The 19,957-nt window shown below is 65.2% G+C and carries 19 protein-coding genes and 1 tRNA gene; 10 read left to right on the plus strand and 10 right to left on the minus strand.

Translation table 11 applies throughout. The features are described from left to right. Positions 1-281: 281 nt before the first annotated feature. Complete coding sequence (locus tag DYI42_RS04095) at positions 282-1,193, plus strand: pirin family protein (protein ID WP_213544653.1); 912 nt, start codon at positions 282-284, stop codon at positions 1,191-1,193. 139 nt (positions 1,194-1,332) lie between these two features. On the opposite strand, the gene DYI42_RS04100 is transcribed toward DYI42_RS04095, so the two are convergent. Further along, positions 1,333-1,920 carry a TetR/AcrR family transcriptional regulator gene (locus DYI42_RS04100; RefSeq protein ID WP_213544654.1) on the minus strand — a complete coding sequence of 196 codons (588 nt, stop codon included), beginning with the start codon at positions 1,918-1,920 and terminating at the stop codon, positions 1,333-1,335. Between the two features lie 98 nt (positions 1,921-2,018). Here DYI42_RS04100 and DYI42_RS04105 point away from each other — a divergent pair, with 98 nt between their 5' ends. The 8 genes from DYI42_RS04105 (at position 2,019) to DYI42_RS04140 (ending at position 10,276) form a co-directional block, all read left to right on the plus strand. Next, positions 2,019-2,312, plus strand: coding sequence for a hypothetical protein (locus DYI42_RS04105; protein ID WP_244867527.1), 294 nt, complete (start codon positions 2,019-2,021; stop codon positions 2,310-2,312). Positions 2,313-2,369: 57 nt separating this feature from the next. Beyond that, positions 2,370-3,656, plus strand: coding sequence for a homoserine dehydrogenase (locus DYI42_RS04110; RefSeq protein ID WP_213544655.1), 1,287 nt, complete (start codon positions 2,370-2,372; stop codon positions 3,654-3,656). A 73-nt stretch (positions 3,657-3,729) separates the two neighbouring features. Beyond that, positions 3,730-5,346 (plus strand): CHAT domain-containing protein, encoded by a 1,617-nt coding sequence (locus DYI42_RS04115; protein ID WP_213544656.1) that lies wholly within the window; start codon positions 3,730-3,732, stop codon positions 5,344-5,346. After that, positions 5,343-6,809 (plus strand): tetratricopeptide repeat protein, encoded by a 1,467-nt coding sequence (locus DYI42_RS04120; RefSeq protein WP_213544657.1) that lies wholly within the window; start codon positions 5,343-5,345, stop codon positions 6,807-6,809. Before DYI42_RS04115 ends, DYI42_RS04120 begins: the two co-directional genes overlap by 4 nt. A gap of 93 nt (positions 6,810-6,902) precedes the next feature. Next, on the plus strand, positions 6,903-7,874 hold the full coding sequence (glpX, locus tag DYI42_RS04125) for a class II fructose-bisphosphatase (RefSeq protein ID WP_213544658.1): 972 nt from the start codon (positions 6,903-6,905) through the stop codon (positions 7,872-7,874). Beyond that, a complete protein-coding gene (recJ, locus tag DYI42_RS04130; RefSeq protein ID WP_213544659.1) occupies positions 7,874-9,619 on the plus strand; it encodes a single-stranded-DNA-specific exonuclease RecJ in 1,746 nt (581 codons plus the stop codon). Before glpX ends, recJ begins: the two co-directional genes overlap by 1 nt. After that, a complete protein-coding gene (locus DYI42_RS04135; RefSeq protein ID WP_213544660.1) occupies positions 9,616-10,122 on the plus strand; it encodes an AAA family ATPase in 507 nt (168 codons plus the stop codon). Before recJ ends, DYI42_RS04135 begins: the two co-directional genes overlap by 4 nt. 79 nt (positions 10,123-10,201) lie before the next feature. Continuing rightward, positions 10,202-10,276, plus strand: a tRNA-Glu gene (locus DYI42_RS04140). Here the strand turns inward: DYI42_RS04140 and DYI42_RS04145 are convergent. The 6 genes from DYI42_RS04145 to DYI42_RS04170 form a co-directional block, all read right to left on the minus strand. Further along, positions 10,264-10,974 (minus strand): M50 family metallopeptidase, encoded by a 711-nt coding sequence (locus DYI42_RS04145; protein WP_213544661.1) that lies wholly within the window; start codon positions 10,972-10,974, stop codon positions 10,264-10,266. The two genes, DYI42_RS04140 and DYI42_RS04145, sit on opposite strands and share 13 nt — an antisense overlap. A 30-nt stretch (positions 10,975-11,004) precedes the next feature. Next, positions 11,005-12,069, minus strand: a complete 1,065-nt coding sequence (locus DYI42_RS04150) for a diguanylate cyclase domain-containing protein (RefSeq protein WP_342344607.1) — start codon at positions 12,067-12,069, stop codon at positions 11,005-11,007. Then, the gene (locus DYI42_RS04155; RefSeq protein WP_213544662.1) at positions 12,066-12,674 is read right to left on the minus strand and encodes a heme NO-binding domain-containing protein; all 609 of its coding nucleotides are present in this window, start codon (positions 12,672-12,674) and stop codon (positions 12,066-12,068) included. The genes DYI42_RS04150 and DYI42_RS04155 overlap by 4 nt, the downstream gene beginning before the upstream one ends. An 86-nt stretch (positions 12,675-12,760) precedes the next feature. Continuing rightward, the gene (locus DYI42_RS04160) at positions 12,761-14,320 is read right to left on the minus strand and encodes a trimethylamine methyltransferase family protein (protein ID WP_213544663.1); all 1,560 of its coding nucleotides are present in this window, start codon (positions 14,318-14,320) and stop codon (positions 12,761-12,763) included. 108 nt (positions 14,321-14,428) lie between these two features. Further along, on the minus strand, positions 14,429-15,130 hold the full coding sequence (locus tag DYI42_RS04165) for an HAD family hydrolase (protein WP_213544664.1): 702 nt from the start codon (positions 15,128-15,130) through the stop codon (positions 14,429-14,431). After that, the gene (locus DYI42_RS04170; protein WP_213544665.1) at positions 15,127-15,405 is read right to left on the minus strand and encodes a DUF3572 domain-containing protein; all 279 of its coding nucleotides are present in this window, start codon (positions 15,403-15,405) and stop codon (positions 15,127-15,129) included. The genes DYI42_RS04165 and DYI42_RS04170 overlap by 4 nt, the downstream gene beginning before the upstream one ends. A gap of 100 nt (positions 15,406-15,505) precedes the next feature. On the opposite strand from DYI42_RS04170, the gene DYI42_RS24435 reads away from it, so the two are divergent. Continuing rightward, positions 15,506-16,927, plus strand: coding sequence for a diguanylate cyclase (locus tag DYI42_RS24435; RefSeq protein WP_213544666.1), 1,422 nt, complete (start codon positions 15,506-15,508; stop codon positions 16,925-16,927). Positions 16,928-17,090: 163 nt separating this feature from the next. Here DYI42_RS24435 and DYI42_RS04180 read toward each other — a convergent pair whose 3' ends face one another. From DYI42_RS04180 to DYI42_RS04190, 3 genes are read right to left on the minus strand one after another with little or no spacing between them, the layout of a single operon-like run. After that, positions 17,091-18,407, minus strand: coding sequence for a TRAP transporter large permease (locus tag DYI42_RS04180; RefSeq protein WP_213544667.1), 1,317 nt, complete (start codon positions 18,405-18,407; stop codon positions 17,091-17,093). After that, positions 18,404-18,892, minus strand: a complete 489-nt coding sequence (locus tag DYI42_RS04185) for a TRAP transporter small permease (RefSeq protein ID WP_213544668.1) — start codon at positions 18,890-18,892, stop codon at positions 18,404-18,406. The genes DYI42_RS04180 and DYI42_RS04185 overlap by 4 nt, the downstream gene beginning before the upstream one ends. A gap of 54 nt (positions 18,893-18,946) precedes the next feature. Continuing rightward, entirely contained in the window at positions 18,947-19,954 is a 1,008-nt protein-coding gene (locus DYI42_RS04190) for a TRAP transporter substrate-binding protein (RefSeq protein WP_213544669.1), read from the minus strand. Between the last annotated feature and the right edge of the window lie 3 nt (positions 19,955-19,957).

Genomic DNA, 19,957 nt, shown 5'->3' on the forward strand with positions numbered 1-19,957 from the left:
GCACCAGAAGCGCCCGGCCCCAAAGCGCCCCGTCCCCGGAAAAACCCATTTTGAACAAGACGTAAGCCAGGAGCGCAAACATCGCTGCGGCAAAGATTCGACGCAGCAGAGAGGCGCCGATGCGGAAGTCAGGTTGCTCTGTCATGCCCCCTCATAGCAGCCCGGCGGGGCGGCGCAATACTGTGCACCAATGCACTGACGTGAGGCATGCGGCGCAGGTCCGCGCGTATTGCGAGAGAACCGCCTGCCTCCTATCTTCCTTTCTGAAAGGAGACGCTCTCATGTCCATCCGTCCCGTCACCGAAATCCGCCCTGCACAGCCCACTCTGGAGGGCGCGGGCGTCAAGCTGCACCGTGCCTTCGGGTTCCATAACCCCAAGGAACTGGACCCTTTTCTGCTCTTCGACGACTTCCGCAACGAGCGGCCCGAAGACTTCATCAAGGGCTTCCCCTGGCACCCGCATCGCGGCATCGAAACCATCACCTACGTGCTCGCCGGCTCCGTCGAGCACGGCGACTCTCTCGGCAACCGCGGCGTGCTCGGCCCGGGCTCGATCCAGCTCATGACGGCCGGCTCCGGCATCATGCACCAGGAAATGCCGTCGGGAAACGAGAAGGGCCAGATGCACGGCTTCCAGCTCTGGGGCAACCTGCCCGCCTCGCTGAAGATGACCGCCCCCCGCTATCAAGACATTGCAGGCACCGAACTGCCTGAAATTCTTGACGATGACGGCACCCGCATCAAGGTCGTGATCGGTGATTACCGGGGCTACAAGAGCCCGGTGGACGGCATCGCCGCCGACCCTCAGTATCTCGACATCTGGGTGCCTGCTGGCGTGCGAAAGACCTTCAAGGTCGATACCTACCGCCGTGCTTTCGCTTATGTTTTCGAAGGCAATGGCCGCTTCTCCGACGCCTCCGCCCCCGGCGGCGTGCTGCTGGAAAAGGAAGTCATGGGCGAGGAGGTCAACATTCGTGACCTGTCGGGCGACCGCACCCTCGTGCGCTTCGGCACCGGCGAGGAAGTCACTGTTCAGGCCGGCGAAAACGGCATCCGCTTTTTGCTGATCTCCGGCGCCCCGATCGAGGAACCGGTGGCCTGGCACGGCCCGATCGTGATGAACACGCCCGCCGAGCTGCAACAGGCCATGGCCGACCTGCGCAACGGCACCTTCGTGAAGCCCGCGCACTGACGAGCCAGCTGCTCTTCGGCCCTTCCGGCCCTCATCGCAGCTGCGAAGAGGGTCCGAAGGGCCCGATGAGCTGACAGCGTCGCGGTATTAAGGCCAAATTAACCGGCGGGCGTGATACTGCTGTGACCAAGCAAAAGGATCACGCCCCCTTCACAGCCCGCCGCACCATATTCCAATAGATCCGTTCCACCCGCTCCTGGCTGAGCCGCCCGCCTTCGCGGTACCACGTGTTCACGCCGTTGAGCATGGCAATCACGGCCATGGTGGCCAGCCGGGTGTCAGGAATCTGGAACACACCCTTCTCCTGGCCCTCCACCAGAACGGCTTCCACCGCGTCCTCGTAGCGCCGGCGCAGCTTCGAGATTACCTTGTGGTTCTCGGGCTCAAGGTTGCGCAACTCCATGTAGTTGATGAAGACGCCATCCTTGTGGCTGAGGTTGTAGCCGATGTGAAAGCGCACGATCCACTCCAGCCGCTCTCCCGGGCTGCCGTCGGGCATGGTGGCGAGGCCTGCAAGCACTTCGCTCATGTGGTCATGCATCAGATCGAATAAAAGCGCTTGTTTATCAGAGGTATAAGTATAAAGCGCGCCAGCCTGAACGCCCACTTCACGCGCGATCTGGCGCATCGAAACCGCCGCGTAGCCATATTGCGCAAAGAGCCGAAGTGCGGCCTCGCGCACCTTCGGCCCAGTGATTTCCGCATGTGAGCCCGTCTTCCTCGCCATGCCCGCCAGAAAAACCTGAACGCGCGTTCAATTCAAGCGTGGATGTTAGCGCCCACATCCCGCTTCCCTCCCCCTGCGCCAGCCGATACCTTGGCGCCATGAACCGCGCCGCCCTCCTCCTTTTCCTCGCCCTCGCGGGCTGCACCCAGTTTCCGGAACTGGATGCGGTGGTGAGCAGCTCCGCCAAATCCGCCGCCTACCCGAGGCTGCAGCCGCTCGACAGCGTGCTGGCCCGGGCCAACGCCTCCACGACCGACCCGCAGGCGGTGCGCGGCAATCTCGCCGCTCGCGTCGCAGCTTTGCGCGCCCGCGCCGCCCGGATGCGCGGCCCGATCATCGAGCCCGCAATCCGGGCCAGGATGAACGCCGCGCTGCGTCGCCATTCAGGTTGAGCCTGCCCGCGCAAAGGGCTATGCCCGCGCAGGATTTGCGCAATATGGAGGCCCGACATGTCTGACCCGCTTCGCCTTGGTATCGCCGGGCTCGGCACTGTCGGCGCAGGTGTCGTCAAGATCGTCCGCCACCATGCTGCCCTGCTGGAGGCCCGCACCGGGCGCCGCATCACCATCTCGGCCGTCTCCGCCCGTTCCCGCGACAAGGATCGCGGCGTGCCGCTGAAGGATTATGCGTGGGAAGACAACGCGGTCGAGCTCGCCACGCGCGATGATGTCGATGTGTTCGTCGAGCTGATGGGCGGCGAGGATGGCCCGGCCAAAGCCGCCACCGAGGCCGCCATTGCGGCGGGCAAGCACGTGGTCACCGCCAACAAGGCAATGCTCGCCATCCATGGTCAGGCGCTCGCCGAAGCTGCCGAAGCCGCCGGGGGTCAGGTTCGCTACGAGGCCGCCGTGGCGGGCGGCATCCCGGTGATCAAATCCCTCACCGAGGGGTTGGCCGCCAACGAGATCACCCGTGTGATGGGCGTAATGAACGGCACCTGCAACTATATCCTCACCCGGATGGAGGCCACCGGCCAGGGCTATAACGCGCTGTTCGATGAATGCGCCAAGCTGGGCTATCTCGAGGCCGACCCCGAGCTTGACGTGGGCGGCATCGACGCCGCGCACAAGCTGGCCATCCTTTCCTCTATCGCCTTCGGAACGCAAGTAAATTTCGATGGCATCGAAATCGAAGGCATCCAGCGCATCACCCTCTCCGACATCCGCCACGCCGCCGACATGGGCTTCCGTATCAAACTGCTCGGCGTCGCCCAGATGACAGGCCGCGGCCTCGAACAGCGGATGACCCCCTGCCTCGTGCCCTACGACTCCCCGCTCGGGCAACTCGAGGGCGGCACCAACATGGTGGTGATCGAGGGCGACGCGGTGGAGCAGATCGTGCTGCGCGGCCCCGGTGCCGGCGAAGGCCCCACCGCCTCTGCCGTCATGGCCGACATCTGCGACCTTGCCCGCGGCGCCCGCCTGCCTGTCTTCGGCAAACCCGCGACAACGCTGGAAGAATCCAGGGCCGCCCGCTCCGCCTCCGCGGCGCCCTACTACCTGCGGATGGATCTCCACGACAAGCCCGGTGCGATGGCCAAGGTGGCCGCTGCCCTCGGCGAAGCAGGGGTGTCGATTGATCGGATGCGTCAGTATGGCCACGACAATGAGGCCGCCCCGGTGCTCTTCGTCACCCACAAAACACCGCACGCTTCCCTGACCGAGGCCCTGCACGCCATCACCGAGACGGGGGTGGTTCTGGGTGATCCGGTGGCGCTGAGGATCGAGCAGGTCTGATCCGCGCCTGATCAAGCCTGTCTGACGGCCATTGTCACTTGAGCCGCGCCGTAACGCGCGGCATCTTCAGCCCATGCTGCGGCTCGTCCTCCTTCTCTCGCTGGTGGCTCTGCCTGTCCGGGCAGACAGTCTCTCCGACCGGGCGTTTCAGGCGGCCCAGCTCGCCATGCTCTCCTCTGCCGGCAGCGCCATCCGGCAGGCAGAGCTGCGCCGTGCCGCGGGCTCCGGCCCCCTGGCGGACCTGCTGAAGGCGCGCCAGCGGGTGGCCGACAGGCGCGCCCGGGCTGAGGCCGAGCTGGGCGCGCTCGGCCGCAGCGGCACCTCGCAAACCTCTGACGCCACACGGCTTTCCGGCGAGATCGAGGCTTTCGGCACCGAAATTGCGCGGCTCGACGCGCAGATTGCAACCAGCTTCCCGCGCTTTGCCGAACTCACGCGCCCCCGGCCCATGGCGCTCAGCGAGGTTCAGCAGGCGCTCGCGCCGGACGAGGGGCTTCTGTTCATCTACACCGGCGCAACCGAAACGCACATCTGGGCCGTCACGCCCACCCGCACGGCGTGGCAGCGGATCGGGCTTGGCGAGGCAGACATCGCGGGCGACGTGGCCGCGCTGCGCCAATCCCTCAGTGTCGCCAGCAATGCGAGGGGGGCCGAAGCCCTCAAGCGCCTTGGGCAAAAGCCGCAGATCACGCCCTTCGACCGAACCCGCGCGCATCTCGTCTACGCCGATCTTCTGGCCGACATGATGCCCGCGCTTGCCGAGGCCGAGCGGCTCTACACCGTTGCCCGTGGCCCTCTCACCGGCCTGCCGCTGGGGCTGCTGGTGATGGAAATGCCTACCGACCCCGCGCAGGACGGCGATCCGGAGGCGCTACGTGCAACCCCTTGGTTTTTCCAGCGTTTTGCTCTCGCTGCCCTGCCCACGGTCGAGAGTTTGCGGGCCATCGCCGCGCCAGCCCCGGCCCTCGCCGCCAACACCCCCACCAGGCGCTTTCTTGGCATTGGCGCACCGCGCCTGACCGGCGGGGCGAACGGGTTGCGCGGGGTCACGATGTCGGGCGCAACCGCCGACCCAGAAAGCATCCGCGCCCTCGCCCCGCTGCCGGGCACTCTTCGCGAGTTACGCGCCATTGCCGCCACGCTGGACGCGGGGCCGGCCTCCCTGCTGACGGGAGATGCCGCCGTAGAGCCCGCGCTGCGCGAAGCCGGGCTGGAAAAGGCAGAGGTGGTGGTTTTTGCCACCCACGGCCTGCTGTCTGGCGAGTTGGAGGGCCTTGCCGAACCAGCCCTCGTCCTCACCCCGCCAGAGGTGGCAAGTGCCACCAATGACGGGCTGCTTACCGCCTCCGAGATCGCAGATATGTCGCTCTCCGCCGAGTGGGTCATCCTTTCGGCCTGCAACACGGCGGGCGGCGATGGTCGCCCCGATGCAGAAGGCCTTTCAGGCTTGGCCCGGGCCTTCCTCGTCGCCGGGGCCGAGACCCTCATGGTCAGTCACTGGCCGGTCCGTGACGATGCCGCTGCCCGGCTGACGACCGATGCGTTTTCCGCCCTCACCCGGGACGATATTCAAAGCAAATCCAGCGCCTTGCAGGCCTCCATGCAAGCGATGCTCGAAGACGGGAGCGACCCGACGCTGGCGCATCCCGCAGCCTGGGCCCCTTTCATCCTCGTCGGAGACGGGTCATGATGCGGTGGCTCGCGCTCATCCTCTTTCTTACCCTGCATCCCACGCTCGCACTGGCGCAGGACACGGGGCCTGACGGCCCGGCGTTCGATGCCATGCTCTCGAGAATGAACAGTGCCGTCGCCACCAGCAATGACGACGAGATCTATGCCACCCTGAATTCCGGCATCCGCGACGCCCGCGAAACAGGGCAGCTCACGCCGGGCTGGTCGATCTTCTATGCCATGCTCACCGACCTCGCCCGCCTGCAAAAAGACAACCCCGCCTACGCCCTGCAACTGGCCGAGGATGGCCTGGCACTGGTGGCTCGCGCCGACGGCACGCAGGACGAGGTTGGCTGGGCCCTGATGGTCTCCAAGGCCTACGCGCTCGCGGATCTGGGCCGATACGCCGAAGCCGTGGAGGTTGGCCGCCAAGCTCTTCCCCTCTTCCGCGGCACCTACGGCGACGAGGCGGCAGACGAGTTTGCAGGCTATGTAAACCAGTGGGAGCGCGGCGAGTTGGGCGATTTCAACCGCTCCGCCCTCGACATTGCGCAGGAGCGGATCACACGGGCGGAGCAGGCCTATATGGCCAATGAATTCGGGCGCACGATCGAACTGGCGCAATCCGCGCGCCTGCCCGGCATTGCGGGCGCTGGAGAGGCCGGCGTGCGCGTGCGCGGCATGAACTTTCGGGCCGAAAACCTTGTCGGGCAGGCGCAATTTCAGCTTGGGCGGCAGCGTGATGCCTGCGGCAGCCTGCTGAGCGCCCTGCGCCACGTGGCGGCGCCGTGGGACGGCAGCACGCGCATTTCCTGGCACCTGCCACCGGAGTCACCGGCAGACCGGCAGCTGTTCTACATGCATATGAGCCGCCTGAGCGCCTGCGCGTCGCATCTCGGCCAGCCTGACCTTGCCAATGCGGCCCTGCTGGAAGCCGAGGCCCTCGCCAACCGCCCGGACCAGAAAGCCGACGCAATGACAAGCAGGGCCTCCCTGCTGGCGCAATCCGGCGATTGGGAAGGCGCGCACGACCTGTTGCAAGAGGCCGTCGATGTGGCCCGCACCTCGGGCAACCCGCTGATCATAGATGCAACCCGTTTCTACGCCGCGCTCGTCGCGGTCAAGACGGCCGCCCTGCGAGGCGTGACCGCTCCGACCGAGGCACTTGCCGAAGCCGCCGAAGTGATCCTCCGCCAAACAGAGCCGCCTCTGGGCCATGTCTTCGTTCTGCGCGAAACAGCGGAAACGCTTTTGGGCATTGGAGAAACCACCGCCGCGCTCGAGTTCTCCGAGCGCTCTGTGAACATGTTGCGTAGCTTCCTCGACACCTCGACCGACAGCCAGTTCGGCACCGACCAGGCCCGCGCGGGCATGTCGAACGCGGTTGAAACCTTCCTCTCCGCCGCGCATCGCACCGCGGAGGCCAGAGGAGCGGCGCATTGCCCCGCCGCCAAGTATCGCCACTGCGTCATTGAAGAGTGATCCGCTTGCGCTAACACCGTGCCGAAGGGTTGCGCCCTCCCGGGGGGAAGGCTACCCAATCGGCAACAGCATCTGCGCACGAGGGCCGCCGACATGACCACCAAACCCGAATTTCACGACCGGTTGCTCTCGCTGGGCCTGGCCCGCGTCTCCGAGGCGGCCGCGCTCCATTCCGCCCGGCTCATCGGGCGCGGCGACGAGAAGGCCGCCGACCAGGCTGCCGTGAACGCCATGCGCGACCAGCTGAACCTGCTGGATATCAAGGGCACCGTTGTGATCGGCGAGGGCGAGCGTGACGAGGCCCCGATGCTCTTTATCGGCGAGGAGGTCGGCACCGGAAACGGCCCCGAGGTCGACATCGCCCTCGACCCGCTCGAAGGCACGACCCTGACGGCAAAGGACATGCCCAACGCGCTCACTGTGATCGCCATGGCCCCGCGCGGCTCGATGCTCCATGCACCCGACGTCTACATGGAAAAGCTGGCTGTCGGCCCCGGCTACCCTGAGAACATCGTCAGCCTCGATCAATCGCCCGCCGAGCGTGTGCGCCTGCTGGCCGCCGCTAAGCAGGCCACTCCCGAAGATATTACCGTCTGCATCCTCGAACGCCCGCGCCATGAGGAGCTGATTGCCGAGGTCCGCTCCACCGGCGCCGCAATCCGGCTCATCACCGATGGAGACGTCGCCGGGGTGATGCATTGTGCCGAACCCGAGAAGACCGGCATCGACATGTACATGGGCCTGGGCGGCGCCCCCGAAGGCGTGCTGGCCGCGGCAGCTCTCAAGTGCATGGGCGGCCAGATGTGGGGCCGCCTGACCTTCCGCAACGATGACGAGAAGGCCCGCGCCAAGAAGGCAGGGATCGAGGATCTCGACCGCATCTACAGCCGCGACGAGATGGTGCAGCATGATGTGATCTTCGCCGCCACCGGCGTGACCGACGGCTCCCTTGTGCCCGGCATCAAGCGCGAAGTCGGCTACCTGACTGCGGAGACGCTGCTGATGCGCTCCAAGACAGGGTCGGTCCGGCGGATGCAGTATCGCAACCCGACCTCCGCGATGTGATGGAGGCTTTCCTCGGTGTCGAGGAGTCGCTGACCGGGCGGCGCTGGGTCGGCCCCGCACCCGAAGAAGACCGTCTGGCCGAAGCGATGGCACAGGCCACGGGCCTGCCGGGCCCGGTTGCGCGGCTGCTGGTGCAGCGTGGCGTGCCACCCGAAGAGGCGGCCACCTTCCTAAGCCCCTCTCTGCGTGAGTTGTTGCCAGATCCGCGCAAGCTGCGTGACATGGAGACCGCCGCGGCACGTGTAAACGCAGCGGTGGAGCAGGCTGAAAAAGTTGCGATCTTCGCCGATTACGACGTGGATGGCGGGGCCTCTGCTGCCTTGCTCATCCGCTGGCTGCGCAGCTTGGGGCGTGAGGCCACGCTCTATGTGCCGGACAGGATCGGCGAAGGCTATGGGCCCAACGCGCCTGCAATTTCCGAACTGGGCCGAAGTCATAGCCTGATCATCTGCGTCGATTGCGGCACCCTTTCGCATGAGGCGCTCGCCGCCGCGGGCCGTGCCGACGTTCTGGTGCTGGATCATCACCTAGGCGGTGAAACGCTTCCGCCCGCCGTGGCCGTGGTCAACCCGAACCGGCAGGACGAGAGCGGCGAGCTGGGTCACCTCTGTGCTGCTGCCGTGGTTTTCCTGTGCCTCGTTGAGGCCAACCGCCAGCGCCGCGAGGCCGGCGCAAGCCCCCTGCCCGACCTTATGGGCCTCTTGGATCTCGTCGCGCTCGCCACAGTGGCAGATGTTGCCCCCCTCGTCGGCGTCAATCGGGCGCTCGTGCGGCAGGGGCTCAAGATCATGGCACACCGCGCCCACTCCGGCCTTACCGCCCTGGCCGACGTCGCCGGTGTTGACCGCGCACCGACGCCCTATCACCTTGGCTACCTCCTTGGCCCGCGGATCAACGCGGGCGGGCGCGTTGGGCGCGCCGATCTGGGCGCGCGGCTGCTTGCCACCGATGATCCGGCGGAGGCAAGTGAGCTGGCCGAGCGGCTGGACCTGCTGAACAAGGAACGTCGCGACATCGAGGCCAGCGTGCAGCAGGCAGCGCTCGAACAGGCCGAAGCGCGCGGGCTGGACGCTCCGCTCGTCTGGGCGGCGGGCGAAGGCTGGCACCCCGGCGTGGTCGGCATCGTGGCCTCTCGGTTGAAGGAGGCCACTGGCCGGCCTTCGGTGGTGATCGGCATGGAGGGGGACGAGGGTAAAGGGTCCGGCCGGTCCGTCTCTGGTGTGGATCTGGGCGGATGCGTGCATCGTCTGGAGGCGGAGGGGCTCATCACCCGGGGCGGCGGACACAAGATGGCGGCGGGCCTCTCGCTTACCGCAAGCCAACTGGAGCCCGCAATGGCGCGCCTGTCCGAGCTTTTGGCCCGGCAGGGTGCCGGCGCAGATGGCCCGCGTGATCTGCGGCTCGATGGGCTGATCCTGCCTACGGCAGCCACCGCCGAGCTGATAGAGGCGATTGAACAGGCCGGCCCCTTCGGCGCCTCCGCGCCTGCGCCCCGCTTCGCCCTGCCCGAGGCAGCCCTTGCCGACGCCCGCGTCGTGGGCGAAAACCACCTGAAAATCTCGGTGCGTACCGCGACGGGCCAGCGGCTCGATGCCATCGGCTTCCGCCTTGCAGACTCGCCGCTGGGCCAGGCCATGCTGGAGGCGCGGGGCGGCACGTGGCACCTTGCAGGCCGGCTCGAGGTGAACCACTGGCAGGGGCGCTCCCGACCGCAGCTGCGGCTGGAAGACGCGGCAAGGGCGTGACGGCGCTGGTGGTGCTGGCCGGCCTTCCTGGCACCGGCAAAACCACCATCTCCCGCACACTGGCGGCGCGCTCTGGCGCGCTTCACCTGCGGATCGACACCATTGAAACCGCCATATGCGCCTCGACGCTGGCACCGGGAAATGCCGCAGACGCGGGATATCTCGTGGCCCGGTCCCAGGCGGTAGATTTCTTGGCCGCCCGCCATTCCGTGATTATCGACTGTGTGAACCAGTGGGAGATGACGCGCGACTGGTTCACTGAACTCAACCCAAAGCATAGCCGTCTGGTGACCTGTGAAATCACCTGCACCGACGAGCATGAGCACCGCCGCCGAGTCGAGTCGCGGCGGGCTGACCTGCCAGGGCACAGGCTGCCGAGCTGGCTTGACGTGCAGGCGCGGGATTATCACCCTTGGGTTGATTGCGAGCTGCACATCGACACCGCCCGCATAGAGCCTGAAACCGCAGCAGGCCTGATTTTCAAGGCGATGACGACCAACTGAATTTTTCGCATCGTGGGCCGCAGAATCTTCTTGCGCTCCCCCCGCGCTTTTCCTAAACACCCCCCCACGGCTGGACCCTGCCCCGTTCGTCTATCGGTTAGGACGCCAGGTTTTCAACCTGGAAAGAGGGGTTCGATTCCCCTACGGGGTACCAGCCGTCTTCTCCCCCTCAGGTCGTGATTGCCGGAAACGGATATTGGTTGCGGGCCCAAGGCCATGGCGCAGGCACAACCAGATGACGCCCAGGCTCAGGAGCAGCCAGAGACCGCCCCACATGATCGTTGCGCCACCGAACTCCTCGGCGAGCATGCGCGCGTCAGAGCGCAACTCGCTTCGGCGGATCGTGTCGTCAAAAATGTCGTAGGGCACGTAAATGAGACTTGTCAGCCCGATGACGCGCAGCGTCAGATCCGCGGCCTGGTGCGGCAGATAACGTGCAGCAGCCAGCATCACCGCCCCTGCAGCGACACAGAACAGCAGGCCAAAACCGTTACGCACCCAAAAGGCCGCAATCAACAGCAGGGCGATGCCGCAGAGCGCCAGCGCGGCGCGATCGGCGCTGGAGCGGAGCGCCGTCAGGAGAATCAAAGCGCCGAGCACGAGAGAGCCAAGGTAGCCCGCTGAAAGGGTCAGAAAGCGACTGCCGCCGCGCGTGATCGCATGGCCGCCCTCTCGCGGGTCAAGCGCGATGTCGACAATGCTGCCGCCTGTGGCCAGCGCCGCGAGACCATGAGACAGCTCGTGCAGGAACACGACAAGAATACGCAACGGGTACACCACAGGCGTATGCCAGAGCGCAAAGACCAGCACGAGAATGAGCAGCACCTGCCAATGACCACGGAGAAATGCCATGCCCCATGGGGCTCCTCCGACCGGCGCTTGTCAATCGCCCGGAGCGCTTTCTCCGATCCCGGGCAGATCCTCCGAATAAACAGTAACTTGGCCGCGCCCGTTGCGCTTGGAGGCGTAGAGGGCCATGTCGGCGTGCTGCATCATCAGCTCGGCATCAGTCGCGGTGTAGAAATCGCTCACCGTCAGGCCGATGGAGCCGGAGATATGGCAGGTGTCCGCCTCGAACGGGATTGGCACCTCGAGACGCGCGATGATCCGGCGGCCAAGGTCGGCAAGCCGCTCGGGGTTCGACAGTCCCACGAAGATCAGGACGAACTCATCGCCCCCTGCGCGCACGATCACGTCGTTCGCCCGCGTCTCTGCCTTCAGGATATCGGCCACCCGCCGCAGCACGTGGTCTCCCGCAGCGTGACCGAGGGTGTCATTCACCGATTTGAAAAAGTCGAGATCCAGATTCATCAGGCCGAAGGGGGTTTGCGCCGTAATCAACCGGTTCAGCACCTCCTCCATCGCCCTTCGGTTGGCGAGTCCGGTAAGCATGTCCGATGAGGCTTGCTGCTCGGCCGCGGTCATTGCGCCCTGGAGCCTCTGGTTGAGCGCTTTCCACTCTCGCAAGGCGGCGGTCTTGGCTTCGACGAGATAGAGCATTTCAACCGCCAGATCGGTGGCGGCGAAGTCTGCGCTCGTCAGGTCATTGTCCTGCACGGCGTCGATGATGTTGAAGCCGAAGGAGATGTTGACGATCAGCGTGTCAAACGCGGGGACTGGGGCGACGAGCCCGACAAGGCCGGTGCGCGGTGCATCGCGAAGCGCAAGCTTGAGCCGCCCGCCCTCAGCGCAGGCCAGGTCGCTTACCCGGGTGAGACTGGCCGGGCGTTTGAGCTCAAAGACTTCAAGAAAGCGACGGCCAGCCAGCGGAGCATCAGGACGCAGCTTTTGCAGGCTGGGCCCTGCATGCAGGATATGCCCCGTCGCGCCGAGTTGCAGATGCATAGGCATCAGCCTGTCCAGGGCCTCCCGCAGGACCGACAGGAAGGCAGTCTCGCCATCTTGCCCGGTAGCGGCCAGCGTTTCGCGCCCCACGTCCAAACTCACTGCGCGCCCTCCGCGGGGCGTTCCAACCCACCGCCGAGGTAGAACTGCTTGGCCTCCGCGAATTCTGCGTCGAGAAGGTCGATCACGAGAACCTCGCGCGGCACCATGGCAGACTGAAGCTGGAGAAACGCCAGGGCGCCATAGTCATCCGCGAGCGCCCGGAGCACGCCTGCCATCACCGGGCCGAATCCGCCGCGGCTCGAGGCAACCTCCAGCTTGAAGCGCCCTGTCTTCAACTCAGTCAGATGCAGGGCGGGCAGCTCCAGTTCAGGCACCGCAAGGCGCGCCCGATCGGGCAGATCGTCGAGCGAATGAAGAAGCTCAGTGAAGCTCTGCCCGCCGAACCGCAGCAGCCTGCGAATGGCGCGGGTGTTGGGGTGTGTCACGAGGTAGGTGCCGATATCTTCCAGAATATCCTCTGCTGGCCGTTTCCGCATGCGGCAGAGTTCATCGAGTAGCCGAAAGGTAATCTCGTCGTCATAGGTCAGCATCGACTCGAAGCCGCCCGTGCCCACACCCGTTGCGGCACCGAGCGTGGCCCATGAGTCCGCGCCGTAGATATCGCGGACAAAGCACTGCACCGCGCGATTTATCAGACCATGCATGCCTGCACCTGTTTAACGTGTGATGCAGGTTAAACGGCACGGGTTAACAAAGACCGAAGCGCTGCCGGCCTGCCTGCGCAGGCACCTCAGAAGTCGGTCGGTGCACCACCTTCCGCCTTTCGGCGGGTCACGAAGGCTTCCAATTCGTCTCGGATCGCCTCGTCCATCGGTGGCGGCTCGAAGCTCTGGATGATCTCCCGAAACAGTGTATGTGCGCGCTCTGCCGTCCATGCGCCGCCCTTGGCCGCCCAGGCCTCGAAGTTGCTCCAGTCGGAGACGATGGGTTGGTAAAAGGCCGTTTCGTAGCGTGCCTGCGTATGCTCGATCCCGAAGAAATGGCCATAAGGTCCGACTTCCCGGATTGCGCCCAGCGCAATGTCATCAGGGGCGGTGGCCACCACTTCGGGTTCGAAGTAGCGCTGGATCATCTGGATGATCTCGCAATCCATGATGAATTTTTCCGGCGAGGCCACCAGCCCGCCCTCCAGCCAGCCGGCGGCGTGGTAGACCATATTCGTGCCCGATTGCACCGCCGACCAGAGCGAGTTGGAGGTTTCCCACATCGCCTGCCCGTCCGGCACATTGGCAGCGCAGGCCCCCGAGGCGCGCATGGGCAGTCCATAATACCGGGCCATCTGGCCCGTCATCTGGGTGGCGCGCATGTATTCGGGTGTGCCGAACGCGGGCGCGCCGGTTTTCATGTCGACGTTGGAAGTGAAGGTGCCGATCATGCAGGGCGCGCCGGGACGGACATATTGGAAGAGCGCAATGGCAGAAAGCGCCTCGGCGATGCTTTGGGTCACCGCGCCCGCCATCGTCACCGGGGCCATCGCCCCCGCCAGCGTGAAGGGCGAAACGATCACCGCCTGGCCGCGCCGGATGCAGCGCAGGCAGCCGTCGATCATCGGCCAATCATGCTTCAGCGGCGAGGTTGAGTTGATGTTGGTATACATGTGGGGAGCGGCTTCGAACTGCTCATGGCTCAACCCGGCTGCGATGCGCACCATCTCCATCACATCTTCCACACGTTCCGGGCCCAGCGAATAGGCATGCGGCACCTTGTCTGTCAGCGTGAGCTTGTCGAAGAGCACATCAAGGTGGCGGGTGGAGGGGTGCAGGTCCACCGGCTCCACGGGGTAGCCGCCGGCGAAGTGGATGCAGTTGAAGTACTGCGTGAGCCTGAACAGGTCGGCGCATTGCGCGCGGTTGCCGGGCACCTTGGTGCCCAGCGAAAGATCCCAGTAGTTGGGCGGTGACGAGACATTGCCGAAGAGGATCGCCTTGCCGCCGATCGGCAGAGCCCTGGCGGGGTTTCGTGGCGTGATCGTGAAGGTGGCCGGCGCCTTGCCCACCATTTCCATAACCCAATCGCGGCCCATCCGGACCACCTGCCCTTCCACGGTGCAACCTGCTTCGGCAAAAAGGCTGCACGCCTCTTCATTGAGGAACACGATGCCAATCTCTTCGAGAATGCGCATGGCACCATCGTGGATCGCCTGCACGCCCTCGGCGGTCAGAGGTTCGGTCGGCGCATCCGTGTTGAGCGGAATCCGCCATGGACTTTGGGCCACCACCTCAGGCCGGTTGCGGCGCGGATTGGCGGCACGTCCACCGGAACGGCGGCGTTTGCGCGGGGTCTGGTCCATCGCGGGCCTCCTGGACTCTCACGTACAGGGTGCGCGCGCGCAAGGGCCGAGTGTTTTTCCGGATGCGACGCAAAATGTCGCAAAGGGAATCTAAAGCGACGAAAAGCTTCAGCGGGCCGCGAGCCAGGCCGGCAGGTGGCCAATGTGCGGCAGCACCGCATCGGCCTGAGGCGCCAGATCTTTTGCCGGGGTGATCCCGGTGCAGACAGCCACGCAGGTCATCCCCGCCGCCCGGCCCGCCATCATGTCATGCAGGCTGTCGCCCACCATGACGCATTGCGCGGGCGCGAGACCGACCTCCGCGGCGAATGCCCTGCACATGTTCGGCGCGGGCTTGGCGCCGTGCCCCGAGTCGTAGCCCGCCAGAAAGGTGAAATGAGCAGCCACGCCTGCCGCCTTCAGATGGGCACGCGCCGCAACTTCGGCATCATTGGTGGCAATTCCCAAGACATGGCCCGCCCCGCGAAGCTGGTCGAAGAGCGCGCCGAGGTCGGCAGCGGGCACCTGCGGCGCCTCGCTCGCCGCCGCATTGATCCGCGCGGTCAGCGCCTCGAATGTCCAGCCCGGCAGCAGGGGCACCAATGGCTCGACTACCTCGGCAGGCGTGCCCGCAACGATCGCGCTCTCTGGCGAGAAACGCCCTGTCACCGGGTCGATCCCCATGGTGTCGGCCAATCTGAGCGCGAGCCCCGCATCGTCGCCCGCGAGGTCTTCGATGAACCGCAGCGTGAAACCGCCCCAGCTCTTCTGGTAGTCGAAGAGCGTGCCATCCTTGTCGAACAGCAGGCCCGGAAACGCGGGGCGGTTCATGTCCAGTTCGGCAGATCGCCGCCCGGAAGCGCGGCACGGGCCTGCATCGGCTGGGCATAGTCAAGGCCCTCGGCCTCGCAGAACGCGGTGATCCAGGCATCATCCATAGTAAGAAAGTCCAACACTGAGGCAAGAAACTCCGGATCCGCCGCGCGCGCCCGCACCTCGGCTTCCGAAACGCCTGTCGAGCCCAGAAAAACCGGTAGCAACTCATCATTGCCCGCCAGCCAGGCCAGCGCCTTCAGCGCAAGGGTTTCGGCACTTTCCCGCTCCATCCCGTCGCCTCGTTAACTTTTGGAAAGGTTTTCTTAACCATCTCCATACAGACTGAGCATCACAGGGGAAAGGCGCGGTTCGCGCGGAAGGATTGAGACGATGCCAGGGAAGGTCCTGATCGTGGATGACGTGCCGACCAATCGCGTTGTCCTCAAGGTCAAACTTGCCGCGGCCTGCTACGATGTGGTCGCCTGCAGCACAGGAGAGAATATCGTCGAGCTGGTGCGCACGATCCGGCCGAGGCTCGTTGTGCTCGACTGCGACGCGCCTCAAGCTCCGGGCCTGGTAGCCAGTCGTGTGCTGCGGGCGGACGACGAGTTGAGCTCCATTCCCATCATCGTGACAGGGGCACCGCGAGAGGGGCTGACAATGACCGCCCTGATGCTTGCTGCGCTCGAGGCGGGTGCGGATGCCTTTCATCCCAAACCGATTGCCGAAACCCTGTTGCTTGCCCGCATCCGGAATCTCATGCGCATGCGTGAGGTCTCAGAGGAGTTGCGCCTGAGAGGCACCACGAGCCGCGCCCTCGGTTTTGCGGAAGAGCCGGAAGGCTTCGAGCGCCCGGCGCGCATTGCCCTTGTGGGGGCCGACATCGCCATGGCGCAACGCTGGCGCGACGGGCTGGCAGGCCACATGCCCCACCGCATCAGCGTTCTGGATCGCCATGCCGTCCTCAACGAAGCCACCCCGGCGCTGCAGGACATCTACGTGATTGCTGCCGACCTGCGCCAACCAGGCGACGGGCTGCAATTGATGAGCGAGTTGCGGTCGCGCCGCTGGTCGCGCCATGCGTCGGTGCTCATCGTGACGTCGCAGCAGGATGTTGCACAGGAAGCCATGGCGCTGGATCTGGGCGCCGCCGATCTCATCGCTGAGCCGGTGGACGGCCGCGAACTGGCGGTGCGCCTCGCCACGCTGGTTGCCCGGAAACGCGAGAGCGACAGGCTGCGCCGGAGGGTGCGAGACGGGCTGAAGCTTGCGGTGATCGATCCGCTGACCGGGCTCTACAATCGCCGCTACGCGCTTTCACACCTTGCGCGCATTCGCGACCGTGCTGCGGAAACGGGCCGCAACTTCGCCGTCATGGCGCTGGATCTCGACCGGTTCAAGCAAGTGAATGACAGGCACGGGCACGCGGCTGGCGATGCTGTTCTATGCGCTGTCGCCAAGCAAATTTCGAGTAACCTGCGCAGTATCGACATGGTCGCCAGGATCGGGGGAGAGGAATTTCTGGTGGCCATGCCCGACACCACGGAAGACGAGGCTCGGGCCGCAGCACAGAGGCTTTGCAGGTTGATCGAAGCTCAGCCCATCCCCCTGCCCCCGCCGGCACAGGGAACGGTGCACCAGACCGTCTCGATCGGTGTGGCCGTGGGGGGCGGTGCCACGCGTGAGCCCATGGAAGGGGAAGACGGGACCGAAACCCTGCTGGAAGCCCTCATCGACCTTGCCGACAGAGCGTTGCTGTCGTCCAAGGCGCACGGTCGAAACATGGTCACCTTGGGCCGGGACGCGGCTTAGGCCCACGGAAATTGTGCGCTCGGGTAAAGTGACGTCCAGCCAGCAACCTGAAGAACTGCCGACCGCGATGTCTTCTGCGAAGCCCTTGGCGCCAGAGAACCTCGCGAGGTCGGCGTCACATCCCAAAATCCTGCCCGGATCCTGGCACCCTGCGCCAAGGCCGTCATAGCCCCGGGAGCCAGAGCATCAGGGCCGGGACCGCGAGCAGCAGGGCTACATGCCCCACATCGGCCAGCACGAAGGGCGTCGTGCCGCGAAACATGGTGGAGAGCGGAATGTCCCGGGCCACGCCGGACAGCACGTACACGTTCATGCCCACCGGCGGCGTTATAAGCGCAATCTCTGTCATCCGCACCACGAGCACGCCGAAGAACACCGCCTTGGCCCCCTCCCCCACGACCCAGAGGTCGAGCCCCATGACCAGCGGAAAGAACAGGGGAACCGTCAGAGTCATCATCGCTGAGGCATCAAGGATCATGCCGAGGAAGAAATAGACCAGCAGGATCAGCAACAGCACAGAGAGCGGCGGAAGGCCGGAATCGGCGACCCAGCCCACGACATGCATCGGGATATTGGTTACGGTTACGAAAGCGTTGAACACCAGAGCCCCGAAAAGGATGCCAAAGATCATGCCCGTGGTCTTCAGCGTGTCATAGACCGCTTCTTTCACCTCCTGGAGGCCCAGACGCCCGCGCAAGCCAGCGATGAGCAACGCACCGAAGGCCCCCATCGCGCCCGCTTCGGTGGGCGTGAACCATCCCCAGATGATGCCGCCCATGACCAGCACGAAGAGAATGATCACATCGCCGGTCTTCTTCAGCCCGTCCCAGCGTTCGCCCCATGTAAATCGTGGGCCGGCTGGCCCGGCCGCCGGGTTGATCCGACAGCGCAGCGCGATGACGCCCATGTAGAAGAGCGCCAGAAGTACGCCGGGCACAATGCCGGCGGCGAACATGTCGCCGATCGAGGTTTCCGTGAGGATGCCGTAGATGATGAACATGCCGGAGGGCGGGATCAGCGACCCGATGGTGCCCCCCGCCGCCACTGCGCCGGAGGCCAGCGCCTTGGAGTAGCCGTGTTTGCGCATCTCCGGCAGGGCAACGAGCCCCATGGTCGCGGTGGTTGCCAGCGAGGAGGCGTTGACCGAAGCGAAGCCCGCCGAGGCCCCGATGGTCGCCATGGCCAGCCCGCCCCGGCGGTGCCCGAGGCAGCGCGCGGCAAAATCATAGAGGTCGCGGCCGATCCCGGAGGCGAAGAGAATATGCGCCATGAACAAGAAGAGCGGCACGGTACCGATGGCATAGTTGGTCGAGAGATCGAAGGCGATGACGCCGATCTTGATCAGAGCGGCCTTGAAGGTGATCAGCAGTGCAAAGCCGAAGGCGCCGACCAGCCCCATGGCGAACCCGATGGGCATGCCAAGTGCCAGTAGCCCGAACAACAGGGAAACGCCGAGAAATCCGGCGGCCACGGGGGTCATTCATCGACCTCCCGGCCCAGCGCCGCTTGCAGGGCGCGGAAGAGGATGGTGACGATCAGCAAAGCGAGCGCCGTGACCATCAGCCAGCGAAACGGGGCAACCGGGAGGTCGAGCAAAGCGGTCTTCTCGCCCTGCCCCCCCCTGCGGATCGCTTCTTCCATTGCCGCAATGAGCACGAATCCCCAGAAGGCGCAGCCCCCCGCCAGCATCAGCCCTTCGAGCGGACCACGCAGCTTTTTCGGGAACCGCTCGGTGAGCAACTCCACCCGGGTATGGGCGCTGCGCCAGGCGGCATAGGTCAGCGAGAAGGACACCGCCGGGATGAGCAACAACTCGGCCAGCACATAGGTGCCGGGAAAAGCGATGCCGAGCGCCCGGAATGTGACCGTGACCACCGTGAGGGCCATGAGCGCCACCAGCGATGCCACGCCAAAGAGCGCAGCCACGGCCACGACCCGGCCTATGATCCGTTCTGCTGCCTGCATATCTTGCCCCACGTTTCGTCCGGCGGGGCCAGTCCCCCGCCGGAAGAGAGGATCTTACATCGTGTCGCCATGGGCGGCACGAATGGCGTCCAGAACCTCTGTGCCGGGCTTGCCCATGCCATCGAGTTCCTCAGCCACCTCTTTCATCGCCGGTGCGAAAGACGTGGCATACTCCGCCCTGGCGTCCTCGGACACCTCGTTGAAGACGACGCCCTTTTCCTCGCCATATGCGCGGCCCGCAGCCTCGGCTTCCTGAGCCAGTTCCAGCGTGCGCATGGAGAGCCATTCGACATTGTCCATGAGCACCTGCTGAATATCTTCCGGCAGCCTGTCCCAGGCGGCCTGGTTGATGGCGCGGCTCGGGTAGGCCCCGCGGCTGTGGGGCAGCTCGGAGTAATAGCCCACCACCTCGGCGAAGGAGAGAGACTTCAACGCCTCATAGGGGGCGATCACCCCGTCGACCACGCCCTTTTCGAGCGCAGGGTAGGTTTCGGTCATCGGCATGGTAACGCCCTCGGCACCGTAGGCGGCCAACGGGCCGATAAAATCAACGGCTGAACGGATGCGAAGGCCTTTCAGGTCTTCAAGGCTCTCGACCGGCATTTCGCGAAGGAGCAGGTGCATGGGGGTGCCCACGTTGTAGCCCAGAACCTTCACGCCCTCGAGTTCTTCTGCGAAGACGGGATAGTCTTCCCAGAGCTTCATATAGACGTCGAGCACATTCTTTGGCTCTGTGTATCCATAGAACATGCCGGGCGTGAGACGGTTCATGTCGTAGCCGGAGCGCGCATAGATCGGGGCGATATAGGCCATGTCAGCGACACCTGCGGCCAATTCGTCGACACCTTCGCGCGAGGTGATGAGGGAGCGACCCCAGTAAGGCGTGATCTCCAGCCGCCCGTCCGTCTGCTCGGCAATGCGGGCGATCCACTCGGCATCGGCAGCCCCGTAGGGGTGGGCCTCGGTGTAGGGCGAGGCATAGGTCAGCGTGAAATCTGCCGCCATCGCGGGAAGCGCGGCAAAGCCGGCGGCGAGAAGTGTGAGGGGTCTGACAAGTTTCATGAG

It is taken from the genome of Vannielia litorea (assembly GCF_018424695.1).
GTDB lineage: Bacteria > Pseudomonadota > Alphaproteobacteria > Rhodobacterales > Rhodobacteraceae > Vannielia > Vannielia litorea_A.

What these genes read in the sequence shown, in the direction of transcription:
- DYI42_RS04145 (WP_213544661.1), bottom strand. Translation starts at nt 10,974, where the DNA reads ATGGCATTTCTCCGTGGTCATTGGCAGGTGCTGCTCATTCTCGTGCTG.
- glpX (WP_213544658.1), top strand. Translation starts at nt 6,903, where the DNA reads ATGACCACCAAACCCGAATTTCACGACCGGTTGCTCTCGCTGGGCCTG.
- DYI42_RS04115 (WP_213544656.1), top strand. Translation starts at nt 3,730, where the DNA reads ATGCTGCGGCTCGTCCTCCTTCTCTCGCTGGTGGCTCTGCCTGTCCGG.
- DYI42_RS24435 (WP_213544666.1), top strand. Translation starts at nt 15,506, where the DNA reads ATGCCAGGGAAGGTCCTGATCGTGGATGACGTGCCGACCAATCGCGTT.
- DYI42_RS04190 (WP_213544669.1), bottom strand. Translation starts at nt 19,954, where the DNA reads ATGAAACTTGTCAGACCCCTCACACTTCTCGCCGCCGGCTTTGCCGCG.
- DYI42_RS04185 (WP_213544668.1), bottom strand. Translation starts at nt 18,892, where the DNA reads ATGCAGGCAGCAGAACGGATCATAGGCCGGGTCGTGGCCGTGGCTGCG.
- DYI42_RS04170 (WP_213544665.1), bottom strand. Translation starts at nt 15,405, where the DNA reads ATGGAGCGGGAAAGTGCCGAAACCCTTGCGCTGAAGGCGCTGGCCTGG.
- DYI42_RS04160 (WP_213544663.1), bottom strand. Translation starts at nt 14,320, where the DNA reads ATGGACCAGACCCCGCGCAAACGCCGCCGTTCCGGTGGACGTGCCGCC.
- DYI42_RS04155 (WP_213544662.1), bottom strand. Translation starts at nt 12,674, where the DNA reads ATGCATGGTCTGATAAATCGCGCGGTGCAGTGCTTTGTCCGCGATATC.
- DYI42_RS04100 (WP_213544654.1), bottom strand. Translation starts at nt 1,920, where the DNA reads ATGGCGAGGAAGACGGGCTCACATGCGGAAATCACTGGGCCGAAGGTG.
- DYI42_RS04110 (WP_213544655.1), top strand. Translation starts at nt 2,370, where the DNA reads ATGTCTGACCCGCTTCGCCTTGGTATCGCCGGGCTCGGCACTGTCGGC.
- DYI42_RS04180 (WP_213544667.1), bottom strand. Translation starts at nt 18,407, where the DNA reads ATGACCCCCGTGGCCGCCGGATTTCTCGGCGTTTCCCTGTTGTTCGGG.
- recJ (WP_213544659.1), top strand. Translation starts at nt 7,874, where the DNA reads ATGGAGGCTTTCCTCGGTGTCGAGGAGTCGCTGACCGGGCGGCGCTGG.
- DYI42_RS04095 (WP_213544653.1), top strand. Translation starts at nt 282, where the DNA reads ATGTCCATCCGTCCCGTCACCGAAATCCGCCCTGCACAGCCCACTCTG.
- DYI42_RS04105 (WP_244867527.1), top strand. Translation starts at nt 2,019, where the DNA reads ATGAACCGCGCCGCCCTCCTCCTTTTCCTCGCCCTCGCGGGCTGCACC.
- DYI42_RS04120 (WP_213544657.1), top strand. Translation starts at nt 5,343, where the DNA reads ATGATGCGGTGGCTCGCGCTCATCCTCTTTCTTACCCTGCATCCCACG.
- DYI42_RS04165 (WP_213544664.1), bottom strand. Translation starts at nt 15,130, where the DNA reads ATGAACCGCCCCGCGTTTCCGGGCCTGCTGTTCGACAAGGATGGCACG.